We start from the raw sequence: 14,934 nt of genomic DNA on the forward strand, positions 1-14,934 counted from the left end.
CGAGTCTGTCGCCTATGACCCGACTCACGTGTCGCCGATCATCTGTCGCCTATGTCGTGACACCAGACACCTCCGGGGGCACCCAATCGACGATGTTCGAAACTCCGACACGTGAAAGCGTGTCGGAGTTTTGTTCTTCCCTCCTCGTCATTGGCCGGGCTCGTGTTGTCGAGTGCTTCGAGGTGGATGTCCGGGTCAAGAATGACGTTGAAGGGCTTGGCAGCTGCCACGTCGATCTGTTTGTGCTCGCCGACGTGGATGACGACTTCGGTCGCGAGGTTGCGGGGGCACCTGCCTGACACGCGCAACCATCACGATGGAACGCGAGACCTGACACCAGCCTGCACGCTCTGACGTCACGGCATCGGTTCTAGTCCCGTGCGACCTCGGCGGCTTCTTCGGCGGGTGGGTAGGCGTCGCGCAGACGGTGCATGACCGCCGCCACGACGACGCGGACGTCCGTCTCGTGCAGCGGGGCGGGGGCCAACGCCGCACTGAACGAGAAGCCCTCGACCAGGGTGACCAGCAGGAGGCCTTCGCGGTACAGCGCCTCCTCGTCGATCATGCGGTCGGCCAGCGCGTCGCGCAGCAGCGAGCGGATCACTTCTGCGCCCTCAAGAGATGACCCCCATCGTAGCGATTTCTAGCATCGGCATGCTAGATCGTCTGGCATGGGCGTGCTAAATACACCTCGTGGCGGCGCCCCTTCCCGTTGCGGCTCCGGACGGGGCAAGGCATGAAGGGCTGGGACGACCCCCAGCCCGGCTCGACGGGCGAGGGCCCTGACGGCTTCGACGGGCTCGAAGACCTCGACGGTGATGCGGAGGCGTGGTCGACGCCCGCTCCACAGCCTGGTTCACCGTTGCCACCGTTCCGCCCCTCCCTCGCGCTCCAGCGCACACGATTTTCCGTCGACCTGCCCGATGCGTCGTCGTCGACGGTCGATGTCGATCACATGTCGGGCCGGGCGTCTCTCTACCGGGACGAGCGCCATGTTCAGACCGCCGACCTGCCGGTCCGGTTCCCGCTCGGATCAGACAGCATCGAGGTCGCCGCGAGCAGGTACGGCATGCAGCGGATTCACCTGATCAGCGCGAACGGCAGGGCGCGAGAGTGATGCCTGTCTCGCGGCCGTTCACGAACGAGACTACGGCGATGCGGAGGCGATGCCATGCTGCTTCGCTTTGGCCTGCTCGAGGGTCGACCAGACCTGGTGAAGGCCGTTTCGCAGATTGCGGCCCGAGACGACCCCAGCTACATGCTGGAGGACGAGACCATCCATCGACGCAAACACCTCGCGCGCCACATTTTCGACGTCTTCCACAATTCCGAACTGCCGCAGGCTCTCCGAGACCACGTCGTTGTACCGTTGGTACAACCTCGACACCGGCTCGCGAAAAACAGGATTCCGCCGCGCCTCCAAAGCCATTTCGTACTGAAAGGCCTGCAGCTCGGACTCCGACGAGAGCGAGGAGATAAGAGCATCGGCGAACACCCGTTCGGAGCTCAGATCGAGCAAGTGCGTGTTCTCGATCGTTCGCTCTGTGGCCCAGTCCAATGCGGCGACGAGGAGCGACTCGCGGGTACCGAAATGTCGGGCAACCAGCGAGTTGTTGACACCCGCGTGCTCGGCGACAGCTCGAAAGGTCAGTCCCCTGAGCCCTTTCTCGGCGACCACCGACACGGTGGCCCGGATGAGAAGCTCGCGACCTTCGCCATACGCAACGCGCTTCGTCATGTCTTCATCGTATGGGCTCAGGGGTGCGGATATTGCGTAAAGGTCGCCTCAGGCATTGCGCAAAAGTCAGCAAGTGCTTACATTGGTCTTCGGACTCAAAGATGAGGATGGAACATGAGCACAAATCGCTTCACCGCCCCTCAGGCGCCAGACCGAGCAATGGCAGTGCCCTTCGACGTGGGCAACGTGCACTGGGTACGCAAACCAGCGAGCGAATCCGAAGTCGCTGCGGCTGGGTACTGGTTCATCTCGCCAGAGGAGGCACCGGAACCTATCCGTGTGGTGAGTCACGCGGATGAGTCTGTGTATGTCATCGAGGGACGACTCCGCATCGAGCCGGAGGGTTCAGACGCATTCGAGCTCATCGCGGGGACGGCTGTGACGCTGAACAAGGGCGTTGTCGCCACGTGGACCGTGCTTGAGCCGACCGTCGAATTCTTCGTCTACTCATGACGGGTGTGGCCACGTCGTCTGGCATGCAATACGACGTCGTTGTGGTCGGCGCCGGATTTGCCGGCCTCGTTGCGGCCAGGGAGCTTTCCTCTGCCGGCAAGAGCGTTCTCGTTCTGGAGGCTCGGGACCGATTGGGCGGGCGAACCTGGCTCGATCAACGGATGGGGCTTCCGCTCGAGCTGGGCGGGACGTGGGTGCATTGGACGCAACCGCACGTGTGGGCAGAGCTGACCCGATATGGTATCGGCGTCGTACCGAGTCCGGAACCGCAGAACGCGCACTGGTGGGACGGCGAGCGGACGCAGGCCGGCTCGCCGGAGGATCTGCTCGAGCTCCTCGATTACCCGAACGAGCTTCTGACTTCCCGCGCCCGTGAGATCTTCCCGCGCCCGTACGAGCCCCTTCACAGCCGGGGACTCCAAGACATCGATGAGACGTCCCTCCGCGACGCGCTCACCCGCCTTCCCCTCACCGCTTCTCAGCGGACCGTGCTTGAGTCCTTTTGGACCCTGAACTTCAACGGCAACGTGGACGACGCCGCGTTCAGCCAGGCGTTGCGCTGGGTGGCACTCACCAACGGCGACTGGAAACTCTGCTTCGAGGCATGCGCAACATACAAGATCGCGGGAGGCACCCGTGTTCTCGCCGAAGCCATTCAACGTGACTCCTCCGCGCGGCTTATGCTGGGCACCGACGTGACCGCTGTCGAGTCCGGCCACGACTTCGCGCGCGTGGCGACGACGGACGGATCGGTCTACACCGCGCATGACGTTATCCTCGCGGTACCCTTGCAGACGCTTCCCCGGATCAGCTTCCGGCCCGAACTTCCGGCCGCCGTCACCGATGCGGCCGAGCGAGGGCAGCTCGGATTGGGATCCAAAGTCTGGTTCACCGTCGAAGGGGAACATTCCGCGTTCGTCGCTTTCGGTGCTGCGGAGTGGCCGCTGAACTTCTTCCAATCCGAGTACGTCAACGACGGAAAGACGTATGTCATCGGCTTCGGCCCGGACGCGCGCGCGATTGACGTCGACGACGTCGCCGCAGTGCAGGCCGCACTCGATCGCATCGTTCCCGGCTACCGCGTCCTCGAAAGCGCAGGGCACAACTGGGTGGCGGACGAGTATGCACAAGAGACGTGGCCGATGCACCGGACGGGGTATCTCACTCGGTCACTCTCTGCGCTGCAGCAGCGGCATGGTCGCATACAGCTGGCGGGTTCTGACATCGCCAGCGGATGGGGCGGGTTCATCGACGGGGCGATCGAGAGCGGCCTGACAGCCGCGCGACGGATCATCGCCGACGCGTCCACGGAACGCCGCCCTATGCATTTCGAAGACACTCATTCGACCGCTCGTGTCGTCAAGAAACGTGAGCCGGTAGTCAACAACCTGTCTGGATAGACCTCCAGGCTAAGAACACCCGAACCTGAACTTCGCCCCCCTGCCGATGATGTCAAGGAGCAAATACCATGTCCACACCACGCACTGACGAGCCCGCCGCTGATCGCATCGAGAGCCCCGGACACCTGCGAAAAACGCTCACCTGGAAAGATGGATTCGCACTCGCCCTCGTGATTCCCAACGGTCTGTTCGTCACCTTCGGGTACCTGATCGGGGCGGTCGGAGCGTGGACCGCGATCTCAATCTGGGTCGTCGCGACCGCCGTGTCCGTCTTGCAGAACGTTCTCTTCGGCGAACTCGCGGCGATGTTCCCGCGCAAATCCGGTGGTGTCGCACGATACGCCATCGAGGGCTGGCGCAAGTACTTCGTCCCCGCCGGTGCCGTCGCATCCTTCGGTTACTGGATGGGATGGTCATTGTCGCTCTCTGTGACGGCGGTCGCGTTCGGCTTCCTCGTCCAGACGTCGTTCCTCCCCGCGGCGACCGGCACCATCCCCTTCCTCGCCAACGATCTCGGCGTCGCGCACCTGATCGGGATCGCAGCCATCCTGCTCGCCTGGATGCTCAATCGTCGCGGCATCAAGCTGGGCGCCCGAGTCAACAAGTGGCTGGGCGTACTCGTCGTCGCCGGCCTTTTCGTGGTCGCCTTCGGCCCCTACGTCTTGCAGGGAGGTTTGTGGGATGCATCGCGGCTCACCTGGCATGTCGAGGGCAGCTGGATGACGATCGTCGTGGTCTACTACGTGACGTCATGGGTGACCTACGGCACAGAGATCTGCGCCTCGTTCGCCCCTGAGTACAAAGACACCGCGCGGGACACCTCGAAAGCCCTCATCACCTCCTCTGCATTCATGCTCGCGCTGTTCACCTTCGTGCCCATGGGCGTCGTCGGCACGATCGGCGAGGATGGTGTCGCGGCGAACCCGGTCGGATACATCGGCGAGTCGTTCCAGGCCCTGCTGGGGGGCGGCGCATGGATCGGCGTCGTCATCGTCGCCGCGAACATGTTCATCGCGATGATGTCCGGCACCGCTGACGGCGCTCGAGCCTTGTTCGGCCTCGCACAGGAAGGCATGACGGTAAGGCAGCTGGACTACCTCAACCGCCACGGCGTGCCGGGGCGCGGGCTCGCTGTCGACGCGATCCTCAACATCGTTATCCTCATTCTGCTGGCCAACCCCATCAGCATCCTGCTGGCGAGCAACCTCGGCTATTTGACAGCCATCACGCTCGGTGTCGCGTCGTTCCTCCTTCTGCGAAAAGACCGCCCCGACTGGCCCCGACCGATTCGTCTGGCGGCGGCGTGGACGGGGGTCGCATGGTTCTGCGTGGTCCTGAATGTGTTCGTCATCGCCATCGGCGTCACCCATCCAGAGCTCGCCGGATACGGCGATCACACCCAGACGTTCATCGGGATCGGAATTCTGCTTGTCTCCGTGTTGCTGTACGTGTTCAGACAGACGGTCCAAGACAAGAAGAAGCTCGTGTGGCGGGATCGCAGCATCCCTGTGCCTGACACACCCGAGGCCGCTCTCGCCCATGAGTAGCGGCTGATCACCGTGCTCATCGCCGAGAGCGTCACCGCGCATCCGAGCGCTCCTCTCATCGACAGGCATGCTCGGATCGCGGTGGTGAGCATGACCGAGGAGATCATCACCCTCCCCCGGTGGGACGCCCCGGAGGAGACATTTCATCTCCTGTTGCACTCCGCGGGAACTGTCGAGCTGCAGAGGGACGAACCCATACGCCTGCCACCGGAACACTGTCTGGTCATCCAACCGCAGCAGGCGACCAGAGTCCGATTCGACAACGAGGGTGCTGTCATCGCGCTTTCCTTCCCGAGATCGATCGTCGACGTCCGAAGTGCTCGACTCCGAGCCTCCATCGGGCGCCCACTGAACGCTTCGGAGGGAGTAGCCGCCGCGTTCGCGTCGCTTCTCCGGTCGCTGGCGGATGCATCGATGACAACGTCCCACGCGCAGGTTGCACTGCATCTCAGCGATGCGGTCACCGCCTTGCTCTCCGCGACGCTCATCGAAGCAGCCGCGGAAAGAGGCGGAGCACCGATGGCGCGAGCCGACGCGGTCCTTCTCGCCACGCGCAGATGGATCGAAGAACACCTCGGAGAACCGGGACTGACAATCAAGATGGTCGCATCAGCCAACCACATCTCGATCAGCTACCTGCAGAAGCTCTTCGCAGCCGACGGGCACGCTGTCAGCGGTTGGATAAGGGAACGACGTTGCGAGCGTTGTCGTCGTGACCTCTCCGATCCTTCTCAGCGAGATACTCCGATCGCGTCGATCGCCGAGCGGTGGGGATTCATGAGCGCAGCACATTTCTCGCGAGTGTTCGTGAAGAACTACGGTCTCACTCCCCGCGAGTACAGGTCCGCTGCGATGCGTCGGGTCCGCTCCCACGGCGACGGAACAGCCACGACGGACGGTTTGTGAGCGCACGATCAACGATTGGTGCTGTGCGCGCAAGAACGCGACGGCAGGCTTTTCAACAATGGGATAACCCCGAAACCACCGATGTCTCCCAGGAGAGGAATTATGACAGGCACCGTCTCACTGAACGATGTGACCGCTTCGATGCGGGCGGGGTGGCAGCTTCCCGCCTACCTCTACTCAGACGCGTCCGTCTATGAGCTGGAGCGAGAGCTCATCTTCCGCAAAGGCTGGCTCTACGTCGGCCTCGCCGAGAACCTGCAGAAGGCCGGCGACTACTTCACTGCCGAGCTCGGAGACATCCCCATCGTCGTCACCCGCGACACGGACGGCACCGTGCGCGGCATCGTGAACGCCTGCCTCCACCGGTTGCACCCCATCGCCAGCGGCGAGGGATGCTCGCGGTTGCTGCAGTGCAAGTACCACGGATGGACGTACGGGCTGGACGGCGCGCTGAAGACGGCGCCCCGTTCGCAGCATGAGCCCGACTTCGATCGGGCATCGATGAAGCTCCCCACAGTCCGAATCGAAGCCTTCGGTGCGTTCCTGTTCGGCAACGCCGATCCCGACGCCCCTCCGCTTATGGACTATCTCGGCGAAGCGCCTGAGCTGGTCACCAAGCTGGCGCTCGATTTCAGCGGCTGGAATCACGCAGGGTCGTACCGCTACGAGGTCGACGCAAACTGGAAACTCTTTATGGAGAACTCCCTCGAGTGCTACCACTGTGACCTCGTACACCACGACACCTTCGCCACCGCGATCGCCACGGGTCCCGAAGACTACATCTGCGAGAACTACATCAACGTCCTCACCCAGGTCGCCCCCATCCAGCACGCCCCCGAGACCGAGAGACGGTCGCTTGAGGATCTGGAGAAGTTCAGGATGCTCTACGTGTGGCCCACCACCGCCTTCTCAGTCGATGAATATGCCGGCGTTATCACCCGACTCGCGCCACTCGGTCCGACCCGGTGTGCGTGGGTCGTGGACGTGTTCGAAAAGCCCGGAGTCGATCCGGCCGTGCTGAAGAGCTGGATGACCATGTACGACCAGACTTTCCAGGAAGACAAAGCCGTCGTCAGCGCCCAGCAAGCCGGTTACGACTCGGGCATGATCTCCCAAGGACGCCTGATGCAGACCAATGAATCGTCAATCGGCATGTTCCAGCGCCGAACCTGGGATGCTCTGGCCGCGGCACTCCAGGGGCGGGGACCACAGTGATCCGCATCCTCTCAGACACCCAGATCTGCCAGGGGTACGCCAACTGCCTCGTTACCGCACCAGACCACTTCGACCTCGACAACGACGGCAAGGTCTCGATCCTCAACGGTCAGCCCACCGACGCCGACGCGTCCCTGGTCCGAGAAGCCGTGGAGAGCTGTCCCGTCCGGGCGCTGCGACTCGTGGAGACACCGTGACCGAGAGAATGGTGGTGGTCGGAGGCGGCGTCGCCGCGATCCGCACAATCGAATCCGCCCGCGCGGCCGGATTCACCGGCCATATCACCCTCGTCAGCGACGAGGGCCACCCTCCCTACGAACGACCACCGCTCTCGAAGCAGGTGCTCACCGGCAACTACGACGAGCGCATCTTGTTCCCGCGCAGCACCGCCGAACTCGAACAACTCGATGTGACGTACCGGCTGAACACAAGAGCAGAAAGCCTCGACCGCGGGCGTATGGCCGTCCGGCTGCACGATGGAAGCGACGTCTACTACGACTACCTGGCCATCGCCACCGGTGCACGCGCACGTACCCTCCCGTTCGACCATCCACCCGGCGTCTACACCATCCGCACTATAGAGGACAGCCTCGAAATATCGGCCGAGCTGGCATACCGGCCACGAGTAGCCGTCGTCGGCGCCGGGTTCATCGGACTCGAAGTCGCGTCCACCGCACGCGCACTGGGCTGCGACGTCACACTCATCGAATCCGGCCGTGTCCCGCTCGTCAGAGCACTCGGCCAAACAATGGGCGTCCACTGCGCCGCCTTACACGAATCACGAGGCGTCAACGTCCTCACCCGCGGCCGCGTCGTCGGCTTCACATCGAGCGACCGCGTCACGGGTGTTGTCCTCGACGACGGAATACTGCCGGTGGATCTCGTTGTGGTCGGCATCGGCGCCATACCGAACGTCGAGTGGCTCTACGGCTCTGGGCTGACCATCGCCAACGGCGTCCTCTGCGACGCCGGTGGTCGCGCCGATGAAAGCGGGCGGGTATTCGCACTCGGCGATGTCGCTGCATGGTGGGACCCCCGCACCGGACGACATGTCCGTCACGAGCACTGGACCTCGGCAGGCGACCAGGCGAACCACATCGGCAAGCTCATCGCGGGCGCGGAGCCCCCCGAACTCGTCAGCCCGCCCTACTTCTGGTCTGACCAGCACGGGGTCAAAATCCAGATGGCCGGCACCGCGTCAGACACCGACGACCTGACGGTGTTGCACGGTTCCCTTCCAGAAGGGAGATTTCTCGCCGCATACTCTCAAGACGATGTTCTGACCGCCATCCTGGGATTCGATGCGCCCCGCCTCGTCGCTCAGTTCCGCGCTCTCCTCGCTCACGGCGGAACGCTCGACGACGCCCGTCAGCTCGCGGTGAAGCTGGCTCCCGCTCCCCCAAGCGGCCGATCCGAACAACATCACCAGGTCCAAACCCCAACGTCACTAACGGAGGCTCTGAAATGACCATGCCGACCTCGATCCTCGACACCATCACCGTGCCCGAAAGCGAAGGCAGGGCGATTCCCGACGCAGCGACACGAGAGGTCATCGGGTACGCCCCCATTCATGGACTGGCTGACCTGGAATCCGCAATCATCACTGCGCGTGCCGTCCAACCGGTCTGGGACGCACTCGGGCATTCCGAGCGCTCCCGCATCCTCAACACGATCGCAGACGATCTCGAGGCGAACACCGAAGAGCTCGCGTCGATTCTGTCCCGCGAACAGGGAAAGCCACTGGACGGCCCCAACGCCCGATTTGAGATCGGCGCATGCGCTTTGTGGACACGGAGCGCTGCGGACACACCGCTCGAACCCGAGGTCGTCTTTGAATCGGGAACCGCCAAGGCCGAGGTTCACTACAGCGCGCTCGGCGTCGTCGGCGCGATCGGACCGTGGAACTGGCCCATGATGATCACGGTCTGGCAGATCGCCCCGTCCCTTCGGATGGGCAACACCGTCGTGGTAAAGCCCAGCAGCTTCACACCGCTATCGGTGCTTGCCCTGGCCGAGATCTTCAACCGCCACCTTCCCGAGGGAGTACTCACGGTCATCTCGGGGGACCGCGAAATCGGATCGGCGATGGCTGCGCACGGCGACCTGAACAAGATCATGTTCACTGGCTCGACCGCCGCCGGCCGCCGAATCGTCGAATCGTCGGCTCAGAACCTCGCCAGGCTCACCCTCGAGCTCGGTGGCAACGACCCAGGAATCATCTTGCCCAACACCGACATCGATGCCATCGCCGAGAACCTCTTCTGGGGATGCTTCATCAACACCGGGCAAACATGCGCAGCACTCAAGCGCCTGTACGTACATGACTCGGTGTACGACGATGTTGTGAGCAAGCTTGCCGCGATGGCAGAGACGATGCCGATGGGACGCGGGCTCGACGAGGGCGTGGTACTCGGTCCGCTGCAGAACCAGAGCCAGTTCGACATCGTCGCCAGGCTCGTCGACGACGCCCGGGTCCGAGGAGCGCGCGTCGTGGCCGGTGGGCGTCCCGCTCCCGAACTCGGGCCGCTGTTCTACCGCACCACTGTCGTCGCCGACATCGACGATGGTGCGGCTCTCGTCGACGAGGAGCAGTTCGGACCTGCCATTCCGATCATTCGGTACACCGATGTCGACGATGCCATCCGCCGCGCGAATGACTCCGAGCAGGGTCTCGGCGCATCCGTCTGGGCGAACGATCCCTCCGCAGCCATCGATGTGGCCAAGCGGATCCAGGCCGGCACGGTGTGGATCAATCAGCACGGCGCGCTTAACCCGATGGTCCCTTTCGGCGGCACCAAACAATCCGGCTACGGTCAGGAGTTCGGTGTTGCCGGCCTCAAGGCCGTCGCAGCACCGAAAGTGATTAGCCGATAACACAGCCCGCCTTTCCGGGATGGGTCCGGCGGCGGGCGGGCGGTGAGCCGGCGTTTCAGGGATCTGGTGGAAGCGTGCTCAAGCGCCGGATGACCGCGCTGCGGCCGGGGCGACGGGGGAGGCATCGCAAACCACGGTCTGTCGTGGCCCGGGGACGGCGCGTCGTCGCGCCGTGAAGAGTCCTCGACGGGAGGGCAGAAAGTCTCGGCCTGTCGACGGAGATGGCCGGCAGGACTTTCCCGTTCCCTTGCTCGCGTTCGCTCCCCTGTCCGCCTCGGCATCCGAGCTCTGCTGCCCCTGATACGTTCGAGCCATGGCCTTCTACAACGTCTTCACGATCCTCTACATCATCTCCGCGCTCGCCGCTGTCATCGTCGTGTTCTGGCTCGCCATCACCGCTATCAGGGCTCTCAACATCTATATCGTGAAGACCCGGCTGCAGATCGCCTCGCAGCGACCGGTCGAGCTCGACGAGTAAGAACCGTGAGTGTTCAGTTCGAATGCCTCACCGATCTTGACCTACCCGTTCAGGAGGCATTCGATCGTGCCAGGAGCATAGACGCGCACGTCGGCTCAATGGCGCGCTCACACGAACGCGCCGTCTCCGGTGTGACCTCCGGGCTCATCTCGCTGGGCGAAGAAGTGACCTGGAGGGCTCGCCATTTCGGCATTCCCTTCCGTCTGACCAGCCGGATCACCTGTATGAGCGAACCCGCCTTCTTCGTCGACGAGCAGGTGCGTGGACCGTTTCGCTCCTTCCGCCACGAGCACTCCTTCGAGCCGACTGCAAACGGTGGAACGACGATGATCGATCGAGTCAGTTTCACCGCGCCGCTGGGCCCGCTCGGCCTGATCGCCGAACGCCTGGTGCTCAGCCGGTACATGCGCCGATTGATCGAGCAGCGCAACGAATACCTCGCCGCTGGCGCCGCTGGCGCCGACGGTGCCGCTGGCGCCGCGAAACCCTGACCACGGCATCCGTTCCGCCTTCATCCGGCGCTTAAGCACGCTCCGACGCGGCGATAACGTGCTTAAGCGACGGATCAACCCGCCTGCTACGTTCGAACGATGACCATCTCTGACGAACTCGACCCATAAGAACAGATGAGCAGACGACATCTGATCGGCCAGGACGAGTATGGATTCGTCCCCGGCATGTCGAAGGCGGGCGCCGTCTGGGTTGCGCTGACGGCGACGGCAGTTCTTTCGCCGGTGCTCGCTCTGATGTCGTTGCTGATGATCCGGGACCGTTTTCAGACGTTGTGCTGGTACGCGACGGCGGGCGAAGGCAGGGGCTGGTCGTGCCCAGACGGCATCGCGTACATCCTGCCCGGATCGCTTGTGATCGTGCTGCTGGCACCGCTCCTCTTCGTCACCGCATTCGCCCTCGTCGTCCGGTGGCGCGATGCCGCGCGCGCGACGCGGTTTCACACCGCGATCGCGCCTCTCTCGCTCGCTCTGGTTGTGGTGATCTCGCTCGCTGCAGCGAGCGGGCAGCGGGGAGAACCACCCCCGGAGTCGTGGGCGGAGATCATGCTCCCCTCCGTTCTCTGCTTCGCGCCGGCGATGCTTGCGTCGTGGGTGTCGGCATCCGTGCGTTCGCGATTGTGGAGTACAGCCTGCGCGGGCATCGCGCTGGTGCTCGTGATCGTCGGAGTCGCTCTCGAACCCAGCACCGTCTTCGGTGCGGCCGTCGCGTGTGTGAGCCTGGTGATGGCACTGAGGCTCCACGTCGGCATCGGCCGCCTGCCATAACGCCTTCATCCGGCGCTTAAGCACGCTCCGCCGCGGCGATAACGTGCGTTGGCGACGGCTGAACCGCCCAGAGATCCCAGCGGATGCCGCCGGCGGGCCGCCACGACCGACCGCTCGCGTTTGCCCCGCGTTCACCGCTCGTTCGCTCGCACTTGACAACCTTGCGTCAGCCGCGACCCCGGCCGCCGCCACTCAACCCGATGAAGGATGTCATTCGTGCGCACAAAACCATGGAGCCTCGCCGCCGCCGCGCTCGCACTCGCGCTCACCGGTCCCCTGCTCCTCACCACATCGGCGAGCGCCGCACCGGCAGACGACGTGAAGATCAACGAGGTGATCCAAGACAACGACACAATCCCTGACACCGTCGAACTCATCAACACGGGCAGCACAGAAGCCGATATCTCGGGCTGGGTCGTCAAAGACGACAACGACGAGCGCGATCTGCGTGTGCCACCGGCCACCATCCTCGCCCCCGGTGCCTTCTATGCGATCGTCACAGACGACGACAGCCTCGAGACGGGCTTCGGTCTCGGCAAGGCCGACACCGCACGGATCTTCGCCGCCGACAGCACAACACTCATCGATTCCTTCGAGTGGTCTGGCCACCAGCCGACGTCATACGGCCGATGCCCGGACGGCGCAGGCGAGTTCATCGTGACAGCGGCTGCCACGCCCGGCTCCGCGAACCTCTGCGATGCCCCTGCCGCGGGAAACATCGTCATCAACGAGATCGAGTCGAGCGGCGGCTCGCCGGACGACTGGTTCGAGCTGATGAACATCGGCACAAGCACCGTCGACCTCTCCGGCCTCGTCGTGGCAGATGCGCCCGGCGACGAACCGTTCACGATCGCGGAGGGAACAACACTCGGCGCCGGTGGCCTCGTGGTGTTCGAGAAGGCGCAATTCGGGTTCGGCCTCGGCGGCGGCGACTCGCTGACGCTGTTCGACACCGACGGCACAACGGTCATCGACTCGTATTCCTGGACAGCCCACGCGGATGCCACGTACGGGCGCTGCCCAGACGGTGTAGGCCCCGTCACCGCCACGCTGGAAGCCACACCCGGCTCGGCAAACGACTGCGCCACTCCCGACCTGCCCGCGATCGCCGTGAACGAGATCGAGACGAGCGGCGGGACCCCCGGCGACTGGATCGAGCTGTACAACGCCGGCGCGACAGACGTCGACCTCAGCAACTGGGTCGTGCGCGACAGCGATGACGGCGCAGACCACGCGGCGGTCCTGCCCGCGGGCAGCAGCATCGCCGCCGGCGGCTTCTTCGTGGTCGACGAGGCCGTGCTCGGCTACGGGCTCGGCAAAGAGGACTCGGCGCGTGTCTACCTGCCCGGCGGGCACACTCTTGTCGACTCGCACTCCTGGACGGCAGTCGCCGGCAACGCGCACGCTCCGACGACCTTCGGCCGCTGCCCGGACGGCACAGGAGACTGGCAGGTGACGACCACGTCGACGAAGGGTGCGGGCAACGACTGCGGTGCAGCGATCCGCATCAACGAGATCGAGACGCAGAACGGTGACCCCGGCGACTGGGTCGAGCTCGTCAACAACGGATCAGCGTCTGTCGATGTCTCAGGGATGCTCCTGCGCGACGACAGCGACACGGGCCCGTTTGTGATCGCCGACGGCACGGTCATCGACGCGGGCGGGTTCCTCGCCCTCGACGTCGAGGGTTCCTTCGGTCTGGGAGGCGCGGACTCCATTCGTCTTCTCGCCGCCGATGAGAGCACGATCATCGACCAGCACAGCTGGACGGCGCACGCTGCCACCAGCCTGGGGCGCTGCCCGGACGGCACCGGCCAGTTCGCCGAGACGCGCGAGGCGACCAAGGGCCAGGCGAATGCCTGCGCCGGTGACCTCATCACGTCGGCATGGCCGGGCGGGGCCTCGGTCACCGAGGCCGACACGGCCGAGGCGTTCGGCTCAGACATTAGCGGTCTCGCCTTCGAACCGCAGACCACACCGGGCACGGGCACACTCTGGGCGGTCAACAACGGCGACGGCACACTCCACCGGCTGAGCCGCTCCGACGGCGTCTGGGCGAACGACACCGGCGAAGGCTGGGCTGAGGGCAAGACCCTCCGCTACCCGGACGGCACAGGAACCGTGGACGCCGAGGGCGTCGCGGTGACCTCTGCGGGTTCGTCCGGTGGTGTTTTCGTGTCCTCTGAGCGCAACACCGGCGCAGGCGCAGGCGGGAGCCGTCCCTCCGTTCTGCTCTACGACGTCAGCGGCAGCGGCGCCGAGCTCACCGCCATCGCCGAGTGGAACCTCGCGGCCGACCTTCCCGCTCTCGGCGCGAACGCCGGTCTCGAGGGCATCGCGTGGATTCCGGACGGCGACCTGGTGGCATCCGGCTTCGTCGACCAGAACACGATGGATGCCTATGACCCGTCTGCGTATGCCGGTCACGGCGACGGGCTGTTCTTCGTCGGCGTCGAGGCGAACGGAATGGTCTATGCCTACGCGCTCGATCAGTCAGGAGCCGGGTTCACCCGGATCGCGGCGTTCGAGAGCGGTTTTCCCGGAGTGATGGAACTCGAGTACAACGGGTCGACGAACGCGCTCTGGGTGGTCTGCGACGACACCTGTGACGGCCGGAGCGCGGTGTTCGAGATCGCCGGAGGCGGCGAGAACGCCGGGTCGTTCACACGCGTCTCTGTCTTCGAGCGACCCGCTGACATGCCCAATCTCAACAACGAGGGCCTCGCGATCGCGCCGGACGTCCAGTGCGTCGACGGTGTGAAACCCGTGGTGTGGTCAGACGACGGGCAGACGGAGGGGCATGCCCTGCGGCAGGGCACCATCGCCTGCACGGCAGACGGAGAACAGCCGACAGAGCCGGAGTCGCCGGCCGGCGGCGAGCCCCCTGCCGAGACGCCGGGCGCCGCGGCAGACACACCGGGTGAACTGAGCAGCACCGGGACAGAACTCCCCGTGAACCTCATCGCGCTCGCACTGGTCAGCCTGCTGCTCGGAGGGGGCGTGTACACACTCAGGCGCATCCGTTCGTCAGCGAAATAGGCATTCA

At 64.5% G+C, this 14,934-nt stretch carries 16 protein-coding genes; 14 read left to right on the top strand and 2 right to left on the bottom strand.

Going from position 1 to position 14,934, the window contains the following annotated elements; genetic code table 11:
- On the top strand, positions 1 to 299 hold a 299-nt coding region (locus ACYVF5_RS02440; protein ID WP_460942967.1), incomplete at its 5' end, for a hypothetical protein.
- Positions 300 to 370: 71 nt separating this feature from the next.
- Here ACYVF5_RS02440 and ACYVF5_RS02445 read toward each other — a convergent pair.
- Positions 371 to 604 (bottom strand): hypothetical protein, encoded by a 234-nt coding sequence (locus ACYVF5_RS02445; protein WP_460942969.1) that lies wholly within the window; start codon positions 602 to 604, stop codon positions 371 to 373.
- 132 nt (positions 605 to 736) lie between these two features.
- Here ACYVF5_RS02445 and ACYVF5_RS02450 point away from each other — a divergent pair, with 132 nt between their 5' ends.
- Positions 737 to 1,117, top strand: a complete 381-nt coding sequence (locus ACYVF5_RS02450; protein WP_460942971.1) for a hypothetical protein — start codon at positions 737 to 739, stop codon at positions 1,115 to 1,117.
- A gap of 30 nt (positions 1,118 to 1,147) precedes the next feature.
- Here ACYVF5_RS02450 and ACYVF5_RS02455 read toward each other — a convergent pair whose 3' ends face one another.
- The gene (locus ACYVF5_RS02455; RefSeq protein ID WP_460942973.1) at positions 1,148 to 1,738 is read right to left on the bottom strand and encodes a TetR/AcrR family transcriptional regulator; all 591 of its coding nucleotides are present in this window, start codon (positions 1,736 to 1,738) and stop codon (positions 1,148 to 1,150) included.
- Positions 1,739 to 1,852: 114 nt separating this feature from the next.
- On the opposite strand from ACYVF5_RS02455, the gene ACYVF5_RS02460 reads away from it, so the two are divergent.
- The 12 genes from ACYVF5_RS02460 (at position 1,853) to ACYVF5_RS02515 (ending at position 14,927) form a co-directional block, all read left to right on the top strand.
- Positions 1,853 to 2,191, top strand: coding sequence for a cupin domain-containing protein (locus ACYVF5_RS02460; RefSeq protein ID WP_460942975.1), 339 nt, complete (start codon positions 1,853 to 1,855; stop codon positions 2,189 to 2,191).
- Positions 2,188 to 3,591 carry a flavin monoamine oxidase family protein gene (locus ACYVF5_RS02465; RefSeq protein ID WP_460942977.1) on the top strand — a complete coding sequence of 468 codons (1,404 nt, stop codon included), beginning with the start codon at positions 2,188 to 2,190 and terminating at the stop codon, positions 3,589 to 3,591. Before ACYVF5_RS02460 ends, ACYVF5_RS02465 begins: the two co-directional genes overlap by 4 nt.
- Before the next feature lie 68 nt (positions 3,592 to 3,659).
- Positions 3,660 to 5,138 (top strand): APC family permease, encoded by a 1,479-nt coding sequence (locus tag ACYVF5_RS02470; protein WP_460942979.1) that lies wholly within the window; start codon positions 3,660 to 3,662, stop codon positions 5,136 to 5,138.
- A gap of 90 nt (positions 5,139 to 5,228) precedes the next feature.
- On the top strand, positions 5,229 to 6,044 hold the full coding sequence (locus ACYVF5_RS02475) for a helix-turn-helix domain-containing protein (RefSeq protein ID WP_460942981.1): 816 nt from the start codon (positions 5,229 to 5,231) through the stop codon (positions 6,042 to 6,044).
- A 102-nt stretch (positions 6,045 to 6,146) separates the two neighbouring features.
- Positions 6,147 to 7,259 carry an aromatic ring-hydroxylating oxygenase subunit alpha gene (locus ACYVF5_RS02480; RefSeq protein ID WP_460942983.1) on the top strand — a complete coding sequence of 371 codons (1,113 nt, stop codon included), beginning with the start codon at positions 6,147 to 6,149 and terminating at the stop codon, positions 7,257 to 7,259.
- Positions 7,256 to 7,456 (top strand): ferredoxin, encoded by a 201-nt coding sequence (locus tag ACYVF5_RS02485; protein ID WP_460942985.1) that lies wholly within the window; start codon positions 7,256 to 7,258, stop codon positions 7,454 to 7,456. Before ACYVF5_RS02480 ends, ACYVF5_RS02485 begins: the two co-directional genes overlap by 4 nt.
- Entirely contained in the window at positions 7,453 to 8,727 is a 1,275-nt protein-coding gene (locus ACYVF5_RS02490; RefSeq protein WP_460942987.1) for an NAD(P)/FAD-dependent oxidoreductase, read from the top strand. Before ACYVF5_RS02485 ends, ACYVF5_RS02490 begins: the two co-directional genes overlap by 4 nt.
- Positions 8,724 to 10,133, top strand: coding sequence for an aldehyde dehydrogenase family protein (locus tag ACYVF5_RS02495; protein WP_460942989.1), 1,410 nt, complete (start codon positions 8,724 to 8,726; stop codon positions 10,131 to 10,133). Before ACYVF5_RS02490 ends, ACYVF5_RS02495 begins: the two co-directional genes overlap by 4 nt.
- A gap of 313 nt (positions 10,134 to 10,446) precedes the next feature.
- Positions 10,447 to 10,611 (top strand): hypothetical protein, encoded by a 165-nt coding sequence (locus ACYVF5_RS02500; RefSeq protein WP_460942991.1) that lies wholly within the window; start codon positions 10,447 to 10,449, stop codon positions 10,609 to 10,611.
- A 5-nt stretch (positions 10,612 to 10,616) separates the two neighbouring features.
- The gene (locus ACYVF5_RS02505; RefSeq protein ID WP_460942993.1) at positions 10,617 to 11,102 is read left to right on the top strand and encodes an SRPBCC family protein; all 486 of its coding nucleotides are present in this window, start codon (positions 10,617 to 10,619) and stop codon (positions 11,100 to 11,102) included.
- Positions 11,103 to 11,237: 135 nt separating this feature from the next.
- Positions 11,238 to 11,888 (top strand): hypothetical protein, encoded by a 651-nt coding sequence (locus ACYVF5_RS02510; RefSeq protein WP_460942995.1) that lies wholly within the window; start codon positions 11,238 to 11,240, stop codon positions 11,886 to 11,888.
- Between the two features lie 216 nt (positions 11,889 to 12,104).
- Complete coding sequence (locus ACYVF5_RS02515; RefSeq protein WP_460942997.1) at positions 12,105 to 14,927, top strand: lamin tail domain-containing protein; 2,823 nt, start codon at positions 12,105 to 12,107, stop codon at positions 14,925 to 14,927.
- The last annotated feature ends 7 nt before the right edge of the window (positions 14,928 to 14,934 follow it).

The sequence above is a fragment of the Okibacterium endophyticum genome (assembly GCF_054780075.1).

Excerpts from the sequence above, each read along its gene's own strand:
- ACYVF5_RS02450 (WP_460942971.1), top strand. The coding sequence starts at position 737 with ATGAAGGGCTGGGACGACCCCCAGCCCGGCTCGACGGGCGAGGGCCCT.
- ACYVF5_RS02455 (WP_460942973.1), bottom strand. The coding sequence starts at position 1,738 with ATGACGAAGCGCGTTGCGTATGGCGAAGGTCGCGAGCTTCTCATCCGG.
- ACYVF5_RS02460 (WP_460942975.1), top strand. The coding sequence starts at position 1,853 with ATGAGCACAAATCGCTTCACCGCCCCTCAGGCGCCAGACCGAGCAATG.
- ACYVF5_RS02465 (WP_460942977.1), top strand. The coding sequence starts at position 2,188 with ATGACGGGTGTGGCCACGTCGTCTGGCATGCAATACGACGTCGTTGTG.
- ACYVF5_RS02470 (WP_460942979.1), top strand. The coding sequence starts at position 3,660 with ATGTCCACACCACGCACTGACGAGCCCGCCGCTGATCGCATCGAGAGC.
- ACYVF5_RS02475 (WP_460942981.1), top strand. The coding sequence starts at position 5,229 with ATGACCGAGGAGATCATCACCCTCCCCCGGTGGGACGCCCCGGAGGAG.
- ACYVF5_RS02480 (WP_460942983.1), top strand. The coding sequence starts at position 6,147 with ATGACAGGCACCGTCTCACTGAACGATGTGACCGCTTCGATGCGGGCG.
- ACYVF5_RS02495 (WP_460942989.1), top strand. The coding sequence starts at position 8,724 with ATGACCATGCCGACCTCGATCCTCGACACCATCACCGTGCCCGAAAGC.
- ACYVF5_RS02500 (WP_460942991.1), top strand. The coding sequence starts at position 10,447 with ATGGCCTTCTACAACGTCTTCACGATCCTCTACATCATCTCCGCGCTC.
- ACYVF5_RS02510 (WP_460942995.1), top strand. The coding sequence starts at position 11,238 with ATGAGCAGACGACATCTGATCGGCCAGGACGAGTATGGATTCGTCCCC.